The sequence below is a fragment of the Streptomyces sp. DvalAA-43 genome (genome assembly GCF_900091725.1).
GTDB lineage: Bacteria > Actinomycetota > Actinomycetes > Streptomycetales > Streptomycetaceae > Streptomyces > Streptomyces pulveraceus.
The window spans coordinates 86,692-103,844 of the sequence record NZ_FMBW01000095.1; the positions used below are offsets into that span (position 1 = coordinate 86,692).

The 17,153-nt window shown below is 71.6% G+C and carries 19 protein-coding genes; 12 read left to right on the forward strand and 7 right to left on the reverse strand.

Features of this window, described 5'->3' with window-relative positions; all coding sequences use genetic code 11:
* Window positions 1-96 precede the first annotated feature (96 nt).
* The gene (locus GA0115234_RS40225) at window positions 97-561 is read right to left on the reverse strand and encodes a MarR family winged helix-turn-helix transcriptional regulator (protein ID WP_093551721.1); all 465 of its coding nucleotides are present in this window, start codon (window positions 559-561) and stop codon (window positions 97-99) included.
* A gap of 144 nt (window positions 562-705) precedes the next feature.
* Here GA0115234_RS40225 and GA0115234_RS40230 point away from each other — a divergent pair, with 144 nt between their 5' ends.
* The 3 genes from GA0115234_RS40230 (at window position 706) to GA0115234_RS40240 (ending at window position 2,794) form a co-directional block, all read left to right on the forward strand.
* On the forward strand, window positions 706-1,596 hold the full coding sequence (locus tag GA0115234_RS40230) for a metalloregulator ArsR/SmtB family transcription factor (protein WP_093551723.1): 891 nt from the start codon (window positions 706-708) through the stop codon (window positions 1,594-1,596).
* Entirely contained in the window at window positions 1,593-2,195 is a 603-nt protein-coding gene (locus GA0115234_RS40235) for a dihydrofolate reductase family protein (RefSeq protein WP_093551725.1), read from the forward strand. Before GA0115234_RS40230 ends, GA0115234_RS40235 begins: the two co-directional genes overlap by 4 nt.
* A gap of 74 nt (window positions 2,196-2,269) precedes the next feature.
* Window positions 2,270-2,794 carry a hypothetical protein gene (locus GA0115234_RS40240; protein WP_093551727.1) on the forward strand — a complete coding sequence of 175 codons (525 nt, stop codon included), beginning with the start codon at window positions 2,270-2,272 and terminating at the stop codon, window positions 2,792-2,794.
* Between the two features lie 105 nt (window positions 2,795-2,899).
* On the opposite strand, the gene GA0115234_RS40245 is transcribed toward GA0115234_RS40240, so the two are convergent.
* The 4 genes from GA0115234_RS40245 to GA0115234_RS40260 form a co-directional block, all read right to left on the reverse strand.
* On the reverse strand, window positions 2,900-3,358 hold the full coding sequence (locus GA0115234_RS40245) for a PaaI family thioesterase (protein WP_093551729.1): 459 nt from the start codon (window positions 3,356-3,358) through the stop codon (window positions 2,900-2,902).
* Window positions 3,359-3,444: 86 nt separating this feature from the next.
* Entirely contained in the window at window positions 3,445-4,713 is a 1,269-nt protein-coding gene (locus GA0115234_RS40250; protein ID WP_176729415.1) for an MFS transporter, read from the reverse strand.
* Window positions 4,714-4,724: 11 nt separating this feature from the next.
* The gene (locus GA0115234_RS40255) at window positions 4,725-5,339 is read right to left on the reverse strand and encodes an ArsR/SmtB family transcription factor (RefSeq protein ID WP_093551733.1); all 615 of its coding nucleotides are present in this window, start codon (window positions 5,337-5,339) and stop codon (window positions 4,725-4,727) included.
* 85 nt (window positions 5,340-5,424) lie between these two features.
* The gene (locus tag GA0115234_RS40260) at window positions 5,425-6,555 is read right to left on the reverse strand and encodes a hypothetical protein (protein ID WP_141718551.1); all 1,131 of its coding nucleotides are present in this window, start codon (window positions 6,553-6,555) and stop codon (window positions 5,425-5,427) included.
* A 275-nt stretch (window positions 6,556-6,830) separates the two neighbouring features.
* Here GA0115234_RS40260 and GA0115234_RS40265 point away from each other — a divergent pair, with 275 nt between their 5' ends.
* On the forward strand, window positions 6,831-7,433 hold the full coding sequence (locus GA0115234_RS40265) for a dihydrofolate reductase family protein (RefSeq protein WP_093552019.1): 603 nt from the start codon (window positions 6,831-6,833) through the stop codon (window positions 7,431-7,433).
* A gap of 209 nt (window positions 7,434-7,642) precedes the next feature.
* Here the strand turns inward: GA0115234_RS40265 and GA0115234_RS40270 are convergent, their stop codons facing one another.
* Window positions 7,643-8,560: a hypothetical protein gene (locus GA0115234_RS40270; RefSeq protein ID WP_093551736.1), complete on the reverse strand. Its 918-nt coding sequence runs from the start codon at window positions 8,558-8,560 to the stop codon at window positions 7,643-7,645.
* A 282-nt stretch (window positions 8,561-8,842) separates the two neighbouring features.
* Between GA0115234_RS40270 and GA0115234_RS40275 the strand changes: the two genes are divergently transcribed.
* Both GA0115234_RS40275 and GA0115234_RS40280 read left to right on the forward strand, forming a co-directional pair.
* Complete coding sequence (locus GA0115234_RS40275) at window positions 8,843-9,196, forward strand: hypothetical protein (protein ID WP_093551738.1); 354 nt, start codon at window positions 8,843-8,845, stop codon at window positions 9,194-9,196.
* Between the two features lie 84 nt (window positions 9,197-9,280).
* A complete protein-coding gene (locus tag GA0115234_RS40280) occupies window positions 9,281-9,793 on the forward strand; it encodes a GNAT family N-acetyltransferase (RefSeq protein ID WP_093551740.1) in 513 nt (170 codons plus the stop codon).
* 34 nt (window positions 9,794-9,827) lie between these two features.
* On the opposite strand, the gene GA0115234_RS40285 is transcribed toward GA0115234_RS40280, so the two are convergent.
* Window positions 9,828-10,379 carry a MarR family winged helix-turn-helix transcriptional regulator gene (locus tag GA0115234_RS40285; RefSeq protein ID WP_093551742.1) on the reverse strand — a complete coding sequence of 184 codons (552 nt, stop codon included), beginning with the start codon at window positions 10,377-10,379 and terminating at the stop codon, window positions 9,828-9,830.
* A 179-nt stretch (window positions 10,380-10,558) separates the two neighbouring features.
* Between GA0115234_RS40285 and GA0115234_RS40290 the strand changes: the two genes are divergently transcribed.
* From GA0115234_RS40290 to GA0115234_RS40315, 6 genes are all read left to right on the forward strand, one after another.
* Entirely contained in the window at window positions 10,559-11,356 is a 798-nt protein-coding gene (locus GA0115234_RS40290) for an SDR family NAD(P)-dependent oxidoreductase (RefSeq protein ID WP_093551744.1), read from the forward strand.
* A 177-nt stretch (window positions 11,357-11,533) separates the two neighbouring features.
* On the forward strand, window positions 11,534-12,028 hold the full coding sequence (locus GA0115234_RS40295) for an NUDIX domain-containing protein (RefSeq protein WP_093551746.1): 495 nt from the start codon (window positions 11,534-11,536) through the stop codon (window positions 12,026-12,028).
* Window positions 12,029-12,154: 126 nt separating this feature from the next.
* Complete coding sequence (locus tag GA0115234_RS40300) at window positions 12,155-13,255, forward strand: helix-turn-helix domain-containing protein (protein ID WP_093551748.1); 1,101 nt, start codon at window positions 12,155-12,157, stop codon at window positions 13,253-13,255.
* 276 nt (window positions 13,256-13,531) lie between these two features.
* Entirely contained in the window at window positions 13,532-14,485 is a 954-nt protein-coding gene (locus GA0115234_RS40305; RefSeq protein ID WP_256088937.1) for an alpha/beta hydrolase, read from the forward strand.
* Between the two features lie 116 nt (window positions 14,486-14,601).
* Window positions 14,602-16,227 (forward strand): flavin-containing monooxygenase, encoded by a 1,626-nt coding sequence (locus tag GA0115234_RS40310; RefSeq protein WP_093551752.1) that lies wholly within the window; start codon window positions 14,602-14,604, stop codon window positions 16,225-16,227.
* A complete protein-coding gene (locus GA0115234_RS40315; RefSeq protein WP_093551754.1) occupies window positions 16,224-17,135 on the forward strand; it encodes an SDR family NAD(P)-dependent oxidoreductase in 912 nt (303 codons plus the stop codon). The genes GA0115234_RS40310 and GA0115234_RS40315 overlap by 4 nt, the downstream gene beginning before the upstream one ends.
* Window positions 17,136-17,153 lie beyond the last annotated feature (18 nt).

The window sequence follows — 17,153 nt, forward strand, 5'->3', positions numbered from 1 at the left end:
GGGGGTATCAGGCGCCGGTCGAAGCGACCGCCCGGCTCGGCCCGCGCGCCGTCGCCCTCGTGGGGCGCCGAGTCGGCGGGTATGGGTGGCTTGCCCTCACTCATGGTCGATCTCATGGTCGATCAGCTTTTCCAGGACGGCCATCGCCGCCACGACCGTCTGCCGCTCGTCCTCCGTACATCGCTCCTCCAGCGCGCGGGTCAGCCAGGCGTGACGGGCCTCCCGGTCGCCCTCGGCGCGTTCGCGGCCGGGAGCGGTGAGGGTGACGCGCTGCTTGCGGCCGTCCCCGGGGTCGGGGTGGCGTTCCACGAGTCCGAGGCGGGAGAGCGCCGCGACCGTGGTGGCCATGGATTGCGGGCGCACTCCTTCCACGGCCGCGAGATCGCTGGCCGTGGTGGGCCCGTTCTTGGAGAGCCGGGCGAGGACGGAAGCCTGGGAGGGCGTGATGTCCGCGGCGTCGTTCACGCTCCGGATGCGGCGGCGCAGACGGCCGACGGTCACCACGATGGCACGGGCGGCACGGACGGCGGACGCGGATGCGCTCTCGGTCTTCTTGGTCATGCCCCGACCGTAGATCCATCAGTTTTGACTGTCCAGTTTCAATTGAACAGTTTGCCTGTCTTATACGAACGCGAACCGACGCGGTATCGACCGAGTCAAGATATTCCTTGACACGAATATTCTTCACTGAGCATACTTCTCTCCATGGACGCACTCCTCTCCGCACTGGCCGACCCGGTCCGCTGGCGGCTCGTGAGCCTGTTGGCCGAGCGGCCGCGCCCGGTCGGCGTCCTCGCCCAGCTGGCCGATGCACGCCAGCCGCAGACGACCAAGCACCTGCAGACCCTTGAGCGCGCCGGTGCCGTCACCTCGCAGCGCACCGGCCAGCGACGCGTCTACGCCCTCCGCCCCGCCGCCCTGCGGGACCTGGCGGCCGCACTCGGCCGGCTCGCCGATGCCGCGGACCAGGCCCACGGCCCACAGGCGACCTTCGCGCACTACGGGCGCGCCCTCGACGCGGAGCGGCTCGCCGCTCGGGAGTCGGGGTGGGCCGACGACCGTTCGTTCCGGTTCCTCCGGTCACTGGCGGGGCGCCCCGAGCTGGTGTGGCGTCACCTGACCGAGTCCCCGCTTCTCGCCCGGTGGTGGACACCGGACGACCTCCGCGTCTCCGAGCTCGTCTTCGAGGCGCGACCGGGTGGGCGGATCGTCCAGGAGTACCGCGATGCCGAGGACATCGACGGCTCCGACCCGGTCGCCGGGCGCGCGGAGGGAGTCGTCGAGGAGATGCTCGCCGGCGAGCGCCTCGCCTACCGGCTCTCCCCGCTGCTCCCCGATGGTGATCTCGCCTTCACCGCCCATGTCGACCTCGGCCTCCGGCCCACCGACGTCGGCACGGACCTCGACGTCCACTGGCGGATCTCCGAAAGCACCGTGGACTCCGCGGACTTCATCGCAGGCATCGGGATCGGCTTCGGCCAGAGCCTCGACAAGCTCGCTGCGGTACTCACCGCCGACTCGCACGACACCGGTGGCACCGAGCACGGCACCGATACCGATGCCGATGCCGACATCCACACAAGGAGCGCGAAGTGACAGAGCAGTCCGTCGGCCGCAGGGTCGTCATCAACATGAGCCTCTCCCTCGACGGCCACTACGCCGGGCCGCGCGACCCCGAGGACAACGGCTGGGTCATGCCGTACGCGCACACCGATGTGGCCCGCGACCATATGGCCAGCATTCACCAGACGGCGACGACGGCCCTGCTCGGACGGGTCAACGCCGAGGGATTCCTCGGTTTCTGGCCGACCGTCATCGGCACGCAAGGCGTCGACCCGCGCGACGAGGGCTTCGCCGAGTGGCTCCTCGGCACCGAGAAGGTGGTCCTGTCCTCCACCCTCGGCCAGGCACCGTGGGAGCGGACGACGATCGTCGACAAACCGGCCGCCGAGGTGGTCGCGGACCTCAAGGCCACCAAAGGCGCAGACATCCTCGTACTCAACAGCGCGAGCGTCATCAAGGCACTGCTGGCGGCCGACGAGGTCGACCGGTTGGCGCTCACGGTCTTCCCGGTCTTCCTCGGCGGCGGTCCGCGCCTGTTCGACGACGGCCTGCCCGCCGGGCGGTGGTCACTCGTCAGCCAGGCCGCGGGTGAGCACGGCACGTTGGCTCTCGTGTACGACCGGGTCCGCTGAGCCGACCGGTCCACGGGCATGACCGCGCGCCAACCCCCGAAGGCCGTCAGAAGCCACCCGCTAAGGTTCGGCCCATGCACTCGCTGATCACCGCCGTCGTCGCCCATGACGAGGCCGCCCGCTTCCTGGCCTGGCCGGGCGACTTCGAGCTCGGCCGAGGCGACCATGTCGAGAGTGTCCACCTCGCGTCAGGCGCGGCGTTGGAGGGTTTCGCGGGTGATGGAGCAGGGGGCACGTACTTCTTCTGCGGCGACGGTGGCGAGGAACGTCCGGTCCTGTACGCGGACTCCGAAGGCGGCGCGGCTCTGGTCGCGATCGGTCTGCCGGAGCTGCTGCGGCTGCTCCTGGTCGCACCCTGGTGGCGCGACTGCCGCGCGTTCACCGAGGCGGAGAGCCGCGAGTTGGCCGCCGAGTATCTGGAGGACATGCCCGACCTGACAGTTCGACGGGACCGTGCGGCCGAGGCGCTCGGCCTCGCCCTTCCCACCGAGGCCGAAGTCCTGACCCGTCTGCACCAGGTCGCCACCGGGGCGGGCAAGGACTTCGTGCTGGTCCTCACGGCGGAGGACGAGCCCTACGATCCGCTCATCCAGGGCTGAGCGACACCGTCCCCCTGTCACGCCTCGCGTCACCGACCGGCTCCCCTGACCGGACGGACCTCGCATCGCGGAAGCGGTGTTCCCCGTCCCCGCGTCCCCGCCGGGTCACTTCGCGGGCCTGTCCACACGGATCAGCGTCTGCTGGCCGTTGGCGACGAGTTTCCGCTCGCCGTCGCCCCGGACGCCGTACACCTCCAACTGGCAGACGGTCAGGGTGCGTCCGGGCTTCAGGACGATGCCGATCGCTTCGAGGTGGTCCCCCGCGGCGGGCGCGAGGAGGTTGATCTTGTACTCGACGGTGAGGACATCGGATTCCTCGGGGAACAGCGTGAGCGCCGCGTAGCCACCGGCGCTGTCCGCGATGGCACTGGTGGCGCCCGCGTGGACGTATCCGTGCTGCTGGGTCACCTCGGGACGGGCCGGAAGCCCGATGTGCACCCGGCCGGGGCCGACGTGGGTGATGCGCGCGCCGAGATGGGCCATCAGTCCCTGGCGGCCGAAGCTCTCCCGGATGCGCTTCTGGGCCTCGAGGCTCGCCTGTTCCTGCTGCGGCCGCTCTCCCATGTGCCCTCCTACGTCTGTGTACGGGGTCAGGCGGGTCCGTAGGCCGGTCGGGCATTCCGTCGGCAGGAACCCTCCGGTGACGATCATCATGGCACCGGCGGCCCGGAGGGGAACGGCGCGGTCGGCGTGACGGACCCCGGCGGTTGGAGTTCGGCGCGCCGCAACGCGGGAACGGAGAGGCCGAGCACCGCGGCCAGCAGGCAGATCGCACCGCATCCGGCGAAGAACGCGTCGGCTCCCCACAGGGCCACCGTGACTCCGACGGCCGGGAAGAGTGCGGGTGCGAGGCCGAGCGTGCACAAGGTCGTGACCGAGGTGACCCGGCCGAGGTAGCGGGGGTCGCTCTCCGTCTGAATCAGGGCACCGGTCACCGCTGTGGTGAACCCGCTGGTCAGGCCGATCAAAGCGCCGAACATCACGGCGACGGGCAGTGCCGGTTCGCGCCCCAGGGCGACCGCTCCCGCCGCGGTGACGAGCAACGCACCGGACATCGCCGGTCCGGCGCGCGGTATTCGGGACGCCACGGTGAGCAGTAACGCGGCGGCCGCGGCGCCCACGCTGAACGCGCTCGCGACCCACCCCATGCCGGGGGCGCCCCAGCCGCGTTCGTCCGCCAGGAGCACCAGGCCGGTGGCGACCGGACCGCTGAAGCACATCTCACTCAGACCGATCACCGCGACCAGCGGCGCGAGCATCCGGTGGCGGCGGACATACCGCAGGCCATCCCCCAACTCACGCCAGGCGGAGGCGCGCCGGGGTGCCGCCTCCGCCGGAGCGGCGATCCGCACCGTGAGCAGCACGGCGAGCGAGGCGGCGAACAGGACGCCCGCGAGCGTGAACGCACCGGCCGCATGCCCGATCGCCATCACCGATCCCGCCAGGAGGGGGCCGACTGCGTTGCTCAGCCGGATCGACAGCCCGCGCATCCCCTGGACCCGGGCAAGTTGCTCGGGCGACGTGATGCGTGGCGGAAGGGCACCCACCGCCGGCATGAACACCGCGTCGACCACGCCGAAGATCAGCGCGACCACGACCAGGAGCCACACGCTCGGGAAGGTGAGCACCACGGCCACGGCCACGGCGAGGACGACCGCGCAGCGGATCGCATCGCTGACGACGGCGACCCGGAGCGGCCCGAACCGGTCGGCCACCACACCCCCGCCGAGCATGAGCACCGCACGGGGAAGTGCCCCGGCCGCGACCACCAGGCCCATCTGCGACGGCCCACCGACACGGGTGGCCGCCCAGGACAGGGCGAGGAAGTACACGACGTCGCCCGTGACCGAAGCCGTGTAAGCGGTGAGCCAGCGCAGGACGTTGGCATCCCGGTACGCGGCCCGCGCAGGCGGGGCCATCTCGTGCGCGCTCACGCGCCACCGGCCGGTGGCAGAGCCGTTCCGGCCGCCGGGAACGCCTGCACCTGCAGGACCACCGGGGAGGATCCTTCGGGCGCCTCGCCCTCGCCGTGCCGGTACCGGGAGATCACCTCGAAGATCTCGGTCCGCATCCGGTCCACGTCGCCAGGGGTCAGGTACAGCAGGAAGTCGCTGTACGCGGTGACGTCGAGCCATTCCTCGGGGAGGAGGGCCACCTCCTGCGCGGCCCGGCGCAGTCGGTCGGCGGCGGCCACGGCGACTGCCTGCGTGTAGGCGCGCCCGGCCTCGCGCTGCTCCGCGGGCGCGGCCGCGGGATCGTGGATCGACTGACGGTGGACGGATTTCCACCATCGCTCCCGTCCGGTGCCCCTGCCCGGTTCCTCCATGATGAGTCCGCCCGATGCGAGGCGGCGCAGATGGTAGCTGGCTGCGCCGGGGTTGATCCCGAGTTCGTCGCCGATGCGGGTGGCGGTGGAGGGGCCGCGCTCGCGCAGCAGGGTGAGCACGTTCAGGCGCAGCGGATGAGCGAGTACGCGCAGGGCTGCGGTGTCGAGTTCGATGTCCCGTTCCGGGGACTCGGCGGCTGGAGTGAAGGGGGCGGCCATGCGCCGAAGATAGACCCGCAACAGTTGTTTTGAAAGAGATGTTGTGAAGAAGGGATGCCGTGGTGCGGTGAGGGGCGACTGTCTGTCAGACGCGTGCAGCGGCCAGGGAGATCATGCGATGCATGACCGGCGTCGGGATCGACGGGTTCTGGGCGGCGTCCTCGGCGCTGTGCTCATCGAGGAGCAGAGGGATCAGGGCCTTCGGCGGCAGGGCCGGGTTCTGCCAGGCCGAGCGGCGGACATGGTGGTCGGCATCGTGGGCCAGCCGGGCAGCGGATTCGGGAGACAGGCGCGGGTCGTCGGCGGCGCGGCTTCGCACCTGGGCGTCGGGGTCGCGGCTGAACCATTCGACGAGCGAGGCGCTCGACGCGGGGTCGTCGAGCGCCAGAAGGCGTATCCGGGGCTGCGGTTCCTCGGCGAATCGGAGCAGGTCATGGCGGGGGAAGTTGGGGTGATTGCGGGGGCGCCCCGGGAACGAGAAGCTGCCGGACCACCAGCTCCACACCTCCAGGAGCAGGTACGCCGGGGCGTCGTCGCAGGACTCGGTGAGGAAGAGGCGTACGACGCGGTCCTCGTCGTGCGCGAGGAGCTCCACGACGTCCGGCGGAAGGTGCGGGGCGCGGGCCACACTGCGGCGGATCCGGAGGTTCGGGGACACGGCGAGCCTGCGCATCGCGTCGGCGTCGTCGTGAAGGGCCGCGATCCACCACACCGCGTAGGTGATGTCCTCAGGAGCGATGTCGGGAACGGTGGCCGCCATCGCCATGATCTCGGCCGGGCTCGAAGGTGGCCGGGATTCGGAGTCCGGCGCCGGCTCGTTGCCGATCCGTATGCCGGATTTCGGATGCGCGGCCCGCTGCGCCGTCTGCTCGGCCGCCAGCTCCGCCAGGGCCTCCCGGAACGCCGACTTCGGGGTGGCGGCGAGGAGCCGGCACCATTGCGCGGGTGAGAGTCTCCCTGATTCCGCCGCCATGCCGCGGACGGTCCTTGACGGGTGGACGACCGCCGCGTCCCGGACACCGGCCGGAAGGTCGTCGCGGTAGAGGAAATGCACCAGGGGCCGATCCCTCGCGTCGAAGAGGCGGATCAGTACCTCTGCCGGGGCGGCCCGGTTGCCACCCAGACCGCGCAACCACGCGTCGGATAGTTGCTTGGAGGGACGAAGGCCCTCGGGCAGCAGGGCCCAGGCACTCGGGTCGGCACCGGTCTCGGTCATCCGCTGATTGAACAGGCGGGGAATCGGAAGGATCAAGGCACCCTGCTCACCTCCAGGTGGCCGGAGGTCCACCGTGCGGAAGTGGGCGAGTGCACACCGGTTGCACTCGGGGTCGGACGGGCAGGGCGGGGCCGACGGAGCCAAGAGCCTTGCCCCGTAACGGAGACGCGGTGATCATGGAGGCCCAGAGGCTGGGCCGAACGGCTCGCGTCCGCTCCGCGTTCGCCGTCACTCCCCGTTCGGCCACTGCCGAACCGATCAACGGAAGGTCGTCCGTGCGCAAGCTCGTGTACTACATCGCGTCCACTCTCGACGGTTTCATCGCGGGCCCGGACGGCGCCGACCCCACCGGTCCGGACGGTTTCTGGCCGGTTCCCGCGGACTACGTCCAGCACCTCATCACCGAGTACCCGGAGACCCTGCCCGCGCCGGCCCGCGCCGCACTGAACATCACCGACGGCGGCACGCATTTCGACACCGTCCTCGAAGGACGGCGCTCGTACGAGATCGGCCTCCGGGCCGGGCTGACCGACGCCTATCCGCATCTGCGGCACCTGGTGTTCTCCCGGACGCTGAACGAGAGCCCGGACCCGGCGGTGGAGCTGGTCGCGGACGATCCGGTGGCCACCGTGAGGGAGTTGAAGCAGCAGGACGGCAAGGGCATCTGGCTGATAGGCGGGGCCGAGCTCGCCGGTGCGCTGTACTCCGAGATCGACGAACTGGTCGTCAAGCTGAGCCCGATGACCATCGGCGCCGGGATCCCGCTCTTCTCCGACAAGGCGGCATTCGACCCGTGCGGCTGGGAACTCACCGACCACACCGTCCTGCAGTGCGGGGCGATCTTTCTCACCTACGCTCGCAAAACCGCCGCCGAGTAACGGCAGGCCGTTTCCCGCACCGCGTCCGAGGACCGGAGGACCGGAGTAGTCCGCCCTCGGATCCTCGGATCCGCGCCGCCCCAGAACGGCAGTGCCGGTCCCCGCGACCCGAACGGGTCCCGGGGACCGGCGATCGTCACCTCGCGCAAGCCCCGAATCCGCCCTCCGCGCACCTGCGCAGGGGGTGGGCAGCACACGGCGACGGGGTGTCAGGCTCCGCAGAACGGCATGGCCCGCACATATCCGCCGAGGTTCTCGTCGTCGGTCCCCAGGAGGGCGTCGGAGGTACCGGGCAGACACTCCACCGCCTCGATCTTGTATCCCGGGAACGTTCCGAGCACGGCCGGGTGCGCCGCGAGCGTGACCCGCACCCGACCGGCGTCCGACACCGTCACACGGCCCGCGTCACTCACCGCGGAGTCGAACGGGCCGTCGTCACCGGCGTCCGACGCCGAACTCACGATGATCCGGCCGGAGTCGGTCACCGAGATGTCGGAGATGTGGCGCGTGCCCTCACCGGTCGGGTACGCCGCCAGATAGGCCCGGCGCGTCGGAGCGCCGAACTGCGGCTGTCCCCAGGGAGCGAACGTCAGCGGCGCCGCGTACAGCGTGGCGGGACGGTCGGCACCGGCTCCCCGGTCCGCCCAGAGTGCGGCGAGTCTTCCGTCCCGGGCGACGAGCGCGAAGCTCTCGAAGTCGTCGCCCTCGCCGATGCCCGGCAGCGGGGAGTAGTCGAGGACCTCCGCCGCGGAGCCGGTGACCTTCACGTGATAGACAATGCCGCGGCTGGCGAGCGCCAGGTACTCCTCCGGAATCCCGGGGATGGCTTCGATGGCCTCCAGATCGACGGGTTCCGGCCCGTTCCAGGTGATCGGTGCGACGCCGTCGGAGCCCGTCCGGTGGATGAGCCGGGAGAGACGCTGCTGCCCCGACCGCTTATTGTCGTGCACGACCAGCGCGTGCACCCCGGCGCCGTCTGCGGTGCGGCCCTCGTACGCGAGACCGCTGACTCCGCTACGGGCGTCATCGCCGACCTTCCGCCATTCACCGGCCGCGCCGGCCGGGGCACCGGCGAGCATCGTAAGCAACGCGGCCGCCGCGGTGAGCCGAACCACGCGTTGCAACATCGGGAGTTCCACTGGGGGTCGCTCGCCTTCTCTGTCCGACGGCGCGAGGTCACGCGCCGGGCGACAGGGTATTGATCATGGCGGGCTCGGCCCAGCGGCGATTAGCCCATGTGGCGGGGCGCGAAGGCGGACTCGGCAGGCGCGTGCCGCGCCCGGCCCGGCCGGTCCGTGGGGCCGCGCCGGGGACGGAAACGCCGTGGCCGACCGGCATGTCGTACGGGTATCGTCCGGCCCTCGACCAGCCGTATCGGCGGCCTTCCACGTCCGGAGAGAGCGATTCTCATGATCAGCCGCCAAGCGACGACGACCCTGTGGCGCCCGACCGGCCCCCAGGAGCTGGATCTGGTCCGGGAATCGGGCTGGCGCGCGTGGCCGCCTCGCCTGCCCGAGCAGCCCATCTTCTACCCGGTCCTCAACGAGGACTACGCGATCAGGATCGCGAGGGACTGGAACGTGAAGTACGACGGAGCCGGGTTCGTCACACGGTTCGAGGTCGATTCGGAGTTCCTGCGGCGCTACCCCGTTCGGCAGGCCGGTGGGCGAACGATTCTCGAACTGTGGGTTCCGGCCGAGGAGCTCGACGACTTCAACGCCCATATCGTCGGCGAGATCCAGCTGGTCCACGAGTTCCGCTGAACGGCACAGCCCTGGCCGTGACGATCTCGCGATGGTGCGGGGTCGTCACCTGACGTCTGCACGGGCCCGTGCAAGGATCGCGGCGTGAATGATCTACGGACCCGCCTGGCCGACGAAACCGACCTCGCCGCCCTCGTCCGTCTGCGCGACGACGCCGCCCGCTGGATGCTCGCCCGGGGCATTACCGGCCAGTGGCAGCCCGGTGAGCTGGACGAGGACCACTTCCGCCGGATCATGGCGAACGGCGAGGTCTGGATCGCCGAGGACCGTGGCCGCGTGGCCGGGGCCTGGGAGCTGTGGTGGGCGGACGAGGACGCCTGGGGCCCGCAGCCGCCGGTGGCCGGCTATGTGCACCGGCTGATGGTGGACCACGGCAGCGCCCGGCCGGGGACGGGGCGGTGGTTGCTGCGGGCGGCGGAGCGCCGTGTGGCCGAGACGGGGCGGTCGTTCGCCCGTCTGGACTGCCTGGCCACGAACGCCCGCCTGAACGCCTACTACATGGCCGACGGCTATCGGCGCGTCGGTCACAAGGCGGGCAAGCAGCAACCAGGCGGCGTACCCAAGTCGTTCACGCTTCTTGAGAAGACCGTGAGGTGAGGGCGGGCCGGGTTCCCGACATCGGTCAGGAGGCTCACCGCTCACGTATGCCCGCGTCGTCGTAACCCTGCTCGCACCGCGTTTTCCCGGATCGGTCCGTGGGCGAGGGCTCGGCCGCCCGGCCCGTACGGGACCAGGTGAGCCCTTCCAGCCGTTCGATGCTCTGGTTGAACTCCACCAGCAGGGTGACGAACTCCTCGGTCCGCCGGTCCGTCCATCCCGACGCCTCGATGAGACGCGTGGTCCCCGCGCGGCTGACGGCACGATCCGCCGCCAGGCGTTCCAGGCCGAGCGCGGTGGGGCGGAATTTGCGGGCCATCCCCCCTTCGGGGTCGGGGATGCGCTCCACCAGGCCGTTGCGGAGCATGGCGCTGACCTGCCGGTTGATGGTGGAGACGTCGACCTGGAAGGTGAGCGCCAGCTCCTTGAGCGTGAGTGGTTCACCGACTTCCAGCCGGGTGAGCAGCACATAGGCCGAGCGCTCCAGGCTCTGGCCCATGCGGGGGCCGCGCGCGGCGATGAAATGCCGCGACAGCAAGGTCAACTCCCGCTCCAGATCGCTCAGCCGGTGCTCTTGCCCACTCATGCGCCTGCCCCTCTTCCACCGTCGATTCCCCGTCATCATCGCCCATTCCCACCCCGCGTCGAAGGCCACGGCCGATATTTTGTGCACGATGCATATTCTATGTATGGTGCATATTATGTGCACAGCCCCTAGAGGTGTCGCACAGCCGTCTCTCCCTACGCAGACGAAAGGACAGGGCCATGGAACGCCTCAAGGGCAAGGTCGCGGTCATCACCGGTGCGGGCAGCGGTATCGGGAGGTCCGCCGCCGAACTGATGAGCCGGGAAGGCGCCCGGATCGTGGTCGCCGACCACAACACCCGGGGTGCCGAGGAGACCGCCGCGCTCATCGAGGCCGCGGGCGGCCGGGCGCTGCCGGTCACCGTGGACGTCACCGACGAGGGCTCGGTCGCCGACATGGTCGCCGCCGCCGTCGGCGAATTCGGCGACCTGCACGTCCTGTGCAACCACGTCGGCGGAACGAACCCGCGCAAGGACCTGGACCTGCTGCGCATGGACATGGACGAATTCGACCGGGCCGTCGCCCTCAACATGCGCAGCACCCTCCTGGGCGCCCGGCACGCGGTGCCCCACATGATCCGCGCCGGCGGCGGATCCATCATCAACACGGCGTCCGTGGCCGCGCTCGTCGGCGACGTCCTGCAGACCTCGTACGGCGCCGTCAAGGCCGCGGTGGTCAGCATCACCAAGTCGATCGCCGTCCAGTACGGGCCGCAGAACGTGCGCTGCAACGCCGTCGCCCCCGGCGCGGTCATGACTCCCGCCCTGGAGAACAATCTGCCCGAGGACGTCATCGAAGCGCTGAAGAAGGGCAACGCACTCCCGTATCTGGGCTCTCCCGAGGACATCGGGCACACCATGGTGTTCCTCGCCTCCGACGAGTCCCGGTATCTCACCGGCCAACTCCTCGTCGTCGACGGCGGGATGAGCATGCAGTCCTCCGCCGCCCCCGGGCGACGCGCCATGCTTCCCGGATAGTCCCGGCGCCACCACCGGGCATCACACGGCAAGGAGGGCGTCCGGGCGTCCGGCGGAGCCGGAAACGGAGCATGGAGCGTGCACCGACCGTCGCGGTGCACGGCGGGGCTGCTCGGAGTGGCGTCGGCCGGAGCACCCTCGACTCCCGCCCCTGCTCCGGACGGCTAGCGTGTCCTGATGCCCTCCAAGCATCTGCGTCATTCGGTCCGCGCGCTCGTCCTCGACGAGAACGACTGCGTCCTTCTCTGCCGGTTCACCCTTCCGGGGCCGCCGGAAACGGTCGTGTGGACGGCTCCCGGCGGAGGGATCGAGCGGGGCGAGACGCCGCTCACCGCGCTCCGTCGCGAACTGCGGGAGGAGGTGGGCCTCGTGATCGGGACCGATCCGCCGCACGTGTGGCACCAGGAAGTCGTGGCACCGGGACACGCGTCGGGCTGCGACGGCGTCGTCAACGACTACTTCCTCATACGGGCGGCCAGGTTCAGCCCGCGCGGAACACTGTCCGACGAGGCGCTCGCCGCGGAACACATCAGTGGTCTGGAGTGGTGGCACCCGCAGGAAGTCGCCGCCTACGACGGCCCCGAGATCTTCTCCCCGCGCGACCTGGCGACCCTCCTCACCGACGTGATCGCCTCGGGGGTTCCCGCCGCGCCGGTGCCGCTGGGCACCTGAGCGAAGGGCCCGCACCCATGCGCCTCGGCCCCGGCCACACGCACGACTCTTCCCCGCCCCGCTGTGGTGGACGACACTCGTCGCAAGGTCACAGCACCTCTGCGACGGGGAGATCGGGGTAGGCACATGCGGGGTCTCGTGCTGCGGCTCGCCGGTCTCAGCGCCGGGGCGGAGGGCGCCATGCGGCTCATCGGCTTCTTCGACACACTCGTCGAGCAACGGCTCGGCCTCGACGGGGTACTGGGCATGGCGGCCCGGGTCGCCGAGTGCCCGGTCGGGCTGGCCGGGCCCGGTGCCACCGGCCTCATGGCCCGGCCGGACGGCAGTACCCGACCGGGCGGGCCACCTCCGGGCGCGACCGTCCGGGAGCTGCGCGGCGGGCAGTGCGCCTGGCTGGCGCGTACGGGCGCCCCGCAGCCCTTCGACGCACTGCTCCTGGAGCGGCTGGCGCTGGCCTGCGACGCCGTGCTGAGCCGTCGCGGAGGCGAGGCGGTGCCGCTGGACCCGGCGTTGCTGGAGACCGTGATCAGCTCCACGGCCCCGCTGCCCGAGCGGGCGCGCGCACTGCGGCTGCTGGGTTTCGCACCCTCGGCCCCGCTGACCCTCCTGGCCGTCGACGGCGGGCGGGGCCCGCAGGGACTGGCGCCGGTCCTCGACCGGCTCGCGCCCACCTCCGTGAGCCGACGCCGGACGGCCGCGCTCGGCTCCGTTCACGTGGTCGCCGTGACGGGCCCGCTGCCGGAGCGGCTGCTCGCCCCGGCGGGCTTCCGGATCGGGGTCGGTCCCGAGGTCACCGCGAGCGAGGCGCCGCGCTCCTGGGAGGGTGCGGTGCGGGCGCTGCGGTTCGCGGGGACCTCCCGCTCGGACGTGGGTCTGGCCCCGGTCGTGGAGGAGCCCGCGATCTACCACTCCTCGCTCGGCGCCTTCGAGGTGCTCGCGAGGGAACTGTCCGGCCCGGCCATCGCAGACATCGGCGACCTGGCCGTCCTGGACGCGCTCGCCGCCGAGCCGGGCAGCGGTACGGAGCTGCTGACCACGCTGGAGGTCCTGGTGCAGGCGGATTCGCTGCGCGCGGCGGCACGGACGCTGCACCTGCACCACAACTCGGTGGCGGTGCGGGTCGCGCGGGCGGAGGCGGCGCTCGGCTACGGGCTGGGTGAGACGGTGGGCCGTTTCCGGCTCGCGCTGGCCCTCGCCCTGCGCCGCCTGCGGGACAACCCGGCGTAGGGCCGGGTGGTACGGGTGGCGGGCCCGAGGCTCGTACTCGGCATATGAGGGGTGGTCCGCAGGGCAGGGGGAAGCTGTCAGGCAGGCCGCCCCTCTCTCTCTCCTCCGTCTTCCGGGCGCAAGGCTCCAAGCGGCGCGGACGGGGACCGTTCCCGCGCCATCCGGCGCATGCCCCGGCCGGGGCCGCGGGCACAGACTGACGGGCATCAGCAGCGGCCCTCCCGGGCGGCGCTCGCTCCGTCCGGGACCGCTCCGTGTCGTCCGCCGGAGGTCCCCGTGTCACTTCCTCTGCCCGTCGATCCCGAACTCGCCCCGTGGCTCTCCCTGCTGCCCGCCCTCGATGTCGGTGACGCCGCCGCCGCGCGGGCCACCGTCGAGGCGATGGCCGCCGCCGCACCGCCCTTCACCCTTCCCGAGGGCGTCGAGCTGAGCGAGCACAGCGTTCCGGGGGCCGTGGGCACCCCCGAGGTTCCGGTGGCGGTCTTCCGTCCGGCGGGGGCCGGGAACGCGCTGCCCGCCGTGCTCTATGTCCACGGCGGCGGGTTCATCCTGGAGGAGGGGGACGGGGACCGGGCCCTCGCGGCACGCTGGGCGGCCGAACTCGGCGCCGTCGTCGTCTCCGTGCGGTACCGGCTGGCCCCCGAGCACCCCTACCCGGCCGCCACCGACGACTGCTACGCGGCCCTGGAGTGGCTCGCCGCGAACGCCGCCGGTCTCGGGGTGGACCGGGCACGGATCGCCGTCGCCGGGATGAGCGCCGGGGGCGGCCTCACCGCCGCCCTCACCCTGCTCGCCCGGGACCGCGGCGGACCGGTGCCGTGTTTCCAGTTGCTCGACATCCCGGAGCTGGACGACCGCCTGGAGACCTCCTCGATGCGGGAGTTCACCGACACTCCGGTGTGGAACCGCCCCAACGCCGTGCGCAGCTGGCGGGCCTACCTCGGCGCGGACCGCGACCCAGCAGCCCCCGTACCCGCCTACGCCGCGCCCGCCCGCGCCGAGAACCTCGCCGGCCTGCCGCCCGCGTATGTCGCCGTCAGCGACCTCGACCCGCTGCGCGACGAGGGCCTCGACTACGCCCTGCGCCTTGTTCGGGCCGGTGTCCCCACCGAACTGCACCTGTTCCCCGGCACCTTCCACGGCGCGGCGGGCTTCGTTCCCGACACGGCCGTGACCCGTCGCATGAGCGAGGGCGCGCTGGACGCGCTGCGCCGCGGACTCGCCGTCTGAAGCCGCCTCGACCTGCCTGAAGCCTCCTGAACTCGCCCGAGCAGTCGAAGTCGTCGGAGTCGCCCGAAGCGTTCCCGACCGTCCGAAGAGCCCACACACCCGCAAGGAGCCCGCACATGACCGACCCGGCCATCCCCGTCCCGGAGTACGACGCGCTCGTCGTCGGCGCCGGTTTCGGCGGCCTCTACGCCCTGCACCAGCTGCGCGCACACGGATTCAGCTGCCACGCCTTCGAGACGGGCGACGACGTCGGCGGTACGTGGTACTGGAACCGCTACCCCGGAGCCCGCTGCGATGTCGAGAGCCTGGACTACTGCTACTCGTTCTCGCCCGAACTGCACGCCGAATGGAACTGGTCGGAACGTTTCGCCACCCAGCCCGAGATCCTCCGCTACGCCCGGCACGTCGCGGACCGTTTCGACCTGCGGCCGATGATCTCCTTCGAGACGCGGGTCGCCTCCGCAGTATGGGAGGAGGAAGCCAGGACGTGGCTCCTGACCACCGAGGACGGCCGCCGCGCCCGCGCACGCTTCCTCGTCACCGCCGTGGGCTGCCTGTCCGCGTCCCGTGTTCCCGACCTGCCCGGCCTCGGCGCCTTCCGCGGCGAGGTCCACCACACCGGCCGCTGGCCGCACGAAGGCGTGGACCTGGCGGGCAAGCGCGTCGCCGTCATAGGCACCGGCTCCTCCGGCATCCAGGCGGTCCCCGAACTCGCCGCCGACGCCGCACACCTGACCGTATTCCAGCGCACCCCCAACTACAGCCTGCCGGCCCGCAACCGACCGCTTTCGGGCCGGGAGAGCTGGCGGGCCAAGGCGGAGCTGGAGGAGCTGCGCACCCATGCCCGTACCGGATTCTCCGGCTTCTACATCGCCTCCACCGGTCGCTCGGCCCTTGATGTCGGCGAGGAGGAGCGCCGGGCCGCCTTCGAACGCAAGTGGGCCATCGGCGGGACCGAGATCATGTCGGTCTTCACCGACGTGCTGACGGACGGGAAGGCCAACGAGCACCTCGCCGAGTTCGTCCGCGAGAAGATCCGGGCAGCCGTGGACGACCCGGCGACGGCCCGGAAGCTCGTCCCGCTGGACTACCCCATCGGCGCCAAACGCATCTGCGTCGACACGGGCTACTACTCCACCTACAACCGGGAGAACGTCGGTCTCGTCGACCTGCGGGCGGAACCGCTCGTGGAGATCACCGAGGACGGCATCCGCACCGAGGCCGGTACGTACCCGGCCGAGGTGCTGGTGCTGGCCACCGGCTACGACGCGATGACCGGGCCGCTCACCCGTATCGACATCCGGGGGACGGGCGGCCGGTCCCTCAAGGAGCAGTGGGCCTCCGGGCCGCGCAGCTACCTGGGCCTCGCGGTGGCCGGCTTCCCCAATCTGCTGACGGTCACCGGACCGGGCAGCCCCTCGGTGCTGGTCAACATGGTGCGGGCGGTCGAGCAGCACGTCGACTGGATCGTGGGCTGCCTGCGACGGCTGCGCGAGGACGGGGTGGACCGGATCGAGGCGCGGCCCGAGGCCCAGGACTCCTGGGTCGCCCATGTCAACGAGGTCGCCGACACGACCCTCTACCCACGCGCCGACTCCTGGTACGTGGGCGCCAATGTGGAGGGCAAGGCGCGGGTGTTCATGCCGTACGCGGGTGGGCTCAACCACTACCGGGAGCGGTGCGAGGAGGTCGCGCGGTCCGGTTACCGGGGCTTCGCGCTGGGTCCGGAGGTGTCGGCATGACGCGGGACACCCTGAGGCTGGACGGGCGCTCCGTCGTCGTCACCGGCGCGGGCCGGGGACTCGGCCGGGCCTATGCCCTCGATCTCGCCGGGCGCGGCGCCCGTGTCGTCGTCAACGACCTCGGGACGGCGACGGACGGCACCGGGGACCGGGACGCGGGCCCGGCGGCGCGGGTCGTCGAGGAGATCCGGGCGGTGGGCGGGACGGCGGTGGCCAGTACCGCGGACGCGAGCAGCGTCGAGGGGACCCGGTCCCTGATCGACCTGGCCTGCGCCGAGTTCGGTTCGGTCGACGGGATCGTGGCGAACGCCGGGATCTACCGGCCGGGGCTGGAGTTCACCGAGATCGACGAGGGTCTGCTGGAGCGGATGACGGCCATCCACTCCTTCGGCGCCTGGCGGCTGGCGCGGGCCGCCTGGCCGCACTTCATGGAGCGGGGCCGGGGCCGGGTCGTCCTGGTCACCTCGGCGGCCGGGCTGTACGGGATGGCGGGGAACGCCGCGTACGCCCTGCTCAAGGCGGGAATCGTGGGGCTGACGCGGACGCTGGCCGCCGAGGGGGCCCCGCACGGCATCCGGGTCAATGCCGTGGCCCCCGTGGCCTGGTCGCGGATGTCGGCGGCGACCGAGGGCGTGCCGCCCGAGCTGCTGGAGCGGATGCGGCAGGAGGCGCCGCCCGAGGCGGTCGCGCCGGTGGTGGCCGCGCTGCTCGCCGACGAGGTGCCGGTCACGGGCGAGGTGCTGAGCGCGGGGCGCGGCCGCGTGGGCCGGGTGCTGACGGGTGAGGCCCCGGGGATCCGCTCGGCGGACGGCGGGCCGCTGCTCGCGCAGGACCTCGTCGGGCGGATCGGCGAACTCCTCTCCGTGGACGGGATGGTGTACCCGGGCTCGGCGCACGAGACGCCCTGAGCGGTACCCCGTACCGGA

What these genes read in the sequence shown, in the direction of transcription:
- GA0115234_RS40225 (WP_093551721.1), bottom strand. Translation starts at nt 561, where the DNA reads ATGACCAAGAAGACCGAGAGCGCATCCGCGTCCGCCGTCCGTGCCGCC.
- GA0115234_RS40230 (WP_093551723.1), top strand. Translation starts at nt 706, where the DNA reads ATGGACGCACTCCTCTCCGCACTGGCCGACCCGGTCCGCTGGCGGCTC.
- GA0115234_RS40240 (WP_093551727.1), top strand. Translation starts at nt 2,270, where the DNA reads ATGCACTCGCTGATCACCGCCGTCGTCGCCCATGACGAGGCCGCCCGC.
- GA0115234_RS40245 (WP_093551729.1), bottom strand. Translation starts at nt 3,358, where the DNA reads ATGGGAGAGCGGCCGCAGCAGGAACAGGCGAGCCTCGAGGCCCAGAAG.
- GA0115234_RS40250 (WP_176729415.1), bottom strand. Translation starts at nt 4,713, where the DNA reads ATGGCCCCGCCTGCGCGGGCCGCGTACCGGGATGCCAACGTCCTGCGC.
- GA0115234_RS40255 (WP_093551733.1), bottom strand. Translation starts at nt 5,339, where the DNA reads ATGGCCGCCCCCTTCACTCCAGCCGCCGAGTCCCCGGAACGGGACATC.
- GA0115234_RS40260 (WP_141718551.1), bottom strand. Translation starts at nt 6,555, where the DNA reads ATGACCGAGACCGGTGCCGACCCGAGTGCCTGGGCCCTGCTGCCCGAG.
- GA0115234_RS40270 (WP_093551736.1), bottom strand. Translation starts at nt 8,560, where the DNA reads ATGTTGCAACGCGTGGTTCGGCTCACCGCGGCGGCCGCGTTGCTTACG.
- GA0115234_RS40275 (WP_093551738.1), top strand. Translation starts at nt 8,843, where the DNA reads ATGATCAGCCGCCAAGCGACGACGACCCTGTGGCGCCCGACCGGCCCC.
- GA0115234_RS40285 (WP_093551742.1), bottom strand. Translation starts at nt 10,379, where the DNA reads ATGAGTGGGCAAGAGCACCGGCTGAGCGATCTGGAGCGGGAGTTGACC.
- GA0115234_RS40290 (WP_093551744.1), top strand. Translation starts at nt 10,559, where the DNA reads ATGGAACGCCTCAAGGGCAAGGTCGCGGTCATCACCGGTGCGGGCAGC.
- GA0115234_RS40295 (WP_093551746.1), top strand. Translation starts at nt 11,534, where the DNA reads ATGCCCTCCAAGCATCTGCGTCATTCGGTCCGCGCGCTCGTCCTCGAC.
- GA0115234_RS40300 (WP_093551748.1), top strand. Translation starts at nt 12,155, where the DNA reads ATGCGGGGTCTCGTGCTGCGGCTCGCCGGTCTCAGCGCCGGGGCGGAG.
- GA0115234_RS40310 (WP_093551752.1), top strand. Translation starts at nt 14,602, where the DNA reads ATGACCGACCCGGCCATCCCCGTCCCGGAGTACGACGCGCTCGTCGTC.
- GA0115234_RS40315 (WP_093551754.1), top strand. Translation starts at nt 16,224, where the DNA reads ATGACGCGGGACACCCTGAGGCTGGACGGGCGCTCCGTCGTCGTCACC.